This is a genomic window from Pseudomonadota bacterium (assembly GCA_034660915.1).
Taxonomy (GTDB): Bacteria; Desulfobacterota; Anaeroferrophillalia; order Anaeroferrophillales; family Anaeroferrophillaceae; genus DQWO01.
In genome coordinates, this window is the sequence record JAYEKE010000175.1 from 1 (window position 1) to 2,251 (window position 2,251).

Here is a 2,251-nt window from a genome sequence, read left to right on the forward strand (position 1 = left end):
TCGCCCGACAGAGTGCCTCCTAATTCAATCGTGGCGGCAAAAATTTCTTTTACCGCCTTTTCACCCATCCGGGCTTGCCGGGGATCGCTTTTGTCCAGCATGACATTCACATGAATATTGCCATCGCCGGCATGGCCGAAACAGACAATGGGGAGATCGGCTTTCTGAGCTATTGCTTCAATTTTTCTGAGCACCGCCGGAATTTCCGATCGAGGTACGGCAATATCTTCATTTATCTTATCCGGAGCGATTTTGGCAATGGCCGGTGACAGGGAGCGGCGGGCCTGCCAGAGAGTATCTCTTTCTTCTTGCCCGCTGGCGGTAAGAATCATCACCGTACTGGATTCAACCAGTTTTTGAATCGCGCTGGATTCGCGTTTGACGCTTTCAGCATCGCCATCCACTTCCACCAGCAATAAAGTCCGGGCTTTTTCCGGCAGGGTGAAGGGCAGGGAATCACGGATGGCATTAATGGAATGGTGATCGAGAAATTCGGTGGTTGAGGGAATGATATGCTGACGCACCATATGGGTAATCGCTTGGGCGGCGGTCTCCATATCGGCAAAACCAAGTAACAGGGTGCTGGTAACCGCTGGTGCCGGTACCAGCCGCAGAAGGATCTTGGTGATAATTCCCAGGGTGCCTTCCGAGCCCACAAAGAGATGGGTCAAGTCGTAACCGGAGACTGATTTGATGCATTTATTGCCGGTATTAATGATGGAAGCATCAGGCAATACCACTTCGAGGCCGCTGACATAATTTCCGGTAACCCCGTATTTAACTGCCCGGGGGCCACCGGCATTTTCCGCCACGTTGCCGCCGATAGTGGAAAAAGCCAGGCTGGCCGGGTCCGGTGGATACATGAGGCCATGTTTTGAGACTGCTTCCTGCAGTTCTTCGGTAATGACGCCTGGTTCCACAACTGCCATCAGGTTGTCAAGATCGATTTCCACTATTTGTTTCATTCTGGTCAGTGAGAGCACAATGCCGTTGCTTACCGGTACCGAACCGCCGGACATGCCGCTACCGGCTCCCCGGGGAAAAACGGGAATTTGCAGCTGCCGGGCGATGGACATTACCGCCGCTACCTGGGCCGTAGTTTCCGCTAAAACCACCATTTGTGGTTGTCCCATCTGCCGGGTGGCATCATAGCCGTAGCAGAGCAGGGCTTCGGGGGTATCAAAAAGCTGTTCCTCGCGGATGTCAGCTTGAAGCAATTTCTCTTTCAGCTGCAATGAATATTTCCTTTAAATAAAAGTACATAAAAGCCCCTGCAGTAACAGGGGCTTTTAAATTTTCCCATCAATAATATTTCCTAAGCTGAGCGATTAGCTGTTAGCAATTAGCATTTAATAATCAGGACTTTACGTTGATTAGTAACAACACCCATTGGGTGAACATGTATAGTAAACATTCGACTACGTTTTCAGAAAAGATAAAATACTCTCACAGAGGCACAAAGTCACAGAGAACCCGAGTCATTTGCCCTCTGTGACTCCGTGTCTCTGTGAGAAATAATAAAAATTTGTCAATCTATAGACAAAGTCGAATATTTTCCATGTATAATATTAAACATCTTGTAATCATTGAGCTAATAGCTATGTGCTAAAGGTTAATGCGGGACCAACTCCCGCAACCCAAATGTGGCCTTTTCGGCCCGCAAATAAGTACTCTTATCAGAGCCTTGCATAAGTTTCTTCATCGGAACCTTTGCCTGACGGCAAAGAACCCGTGAAGCACTTAGCATTTTCTTGTTAAAAAACAAGATAATAACCTGTAAGGTACTAAACGCTTAATTCAGATTTAATAATCAGATTTCACAACTTCCGGGTTTGCTGATTTCCCAGTCCTTTGACGTTGGTTTGACGGTCAGAACCGGGCAGGGAGCATGGCGGACAACTTTTTCCGCTATACTGCCTAACAGAATACTGGAGATGCCACTGCGTCCATGGGTGGACATAACGATCAGATCCGCATCGATTTCTTCGGTATATTTGATAATCTCTTCGTATGGAAGTCCAGTCCTGACCTCGCTTTTACATTCCAGTCCTGCTGTTTCACAGTAGCCGGAGCAATTAGCCACTTCGTTTTTCAGGATGTCTTCCATTCGCTCAAAAATTTCATGACTGATTTCGGCATCAAGGTAAGAAGGAACCTTATCCATGACTGTCAGCAGGTAAAGCTCGGCGTTGAACTGGCGACATATTTCCACCGCGTAGCGCAGGGCGGCTCGGCTTAATTCAGAACCATC

General features: G+C 47.9%; 2 protein-coding genes. Both read right to left on the bottom strand.

Features of this window, described 5'->3' with window-relative positions:
* The coding region (locus U9P07_10145) for an FAD-linked oxidase C-terminal domain-containing protein (protein MEA2109765.1) at positions 1–1,235 on the bottom strand (1,235 nt) is incomplete at its 3' end.
* 575 nt (positions 1,236–1,810) lie between these two features.
* Positions 1,811–2,251, bottom strand: a 441-nt coding sequence (locus U9P07_10150; GenBank protein MEA2109766.1) for a universal stress protein, incomplete at its 5' end; no start/stop codon positions are given.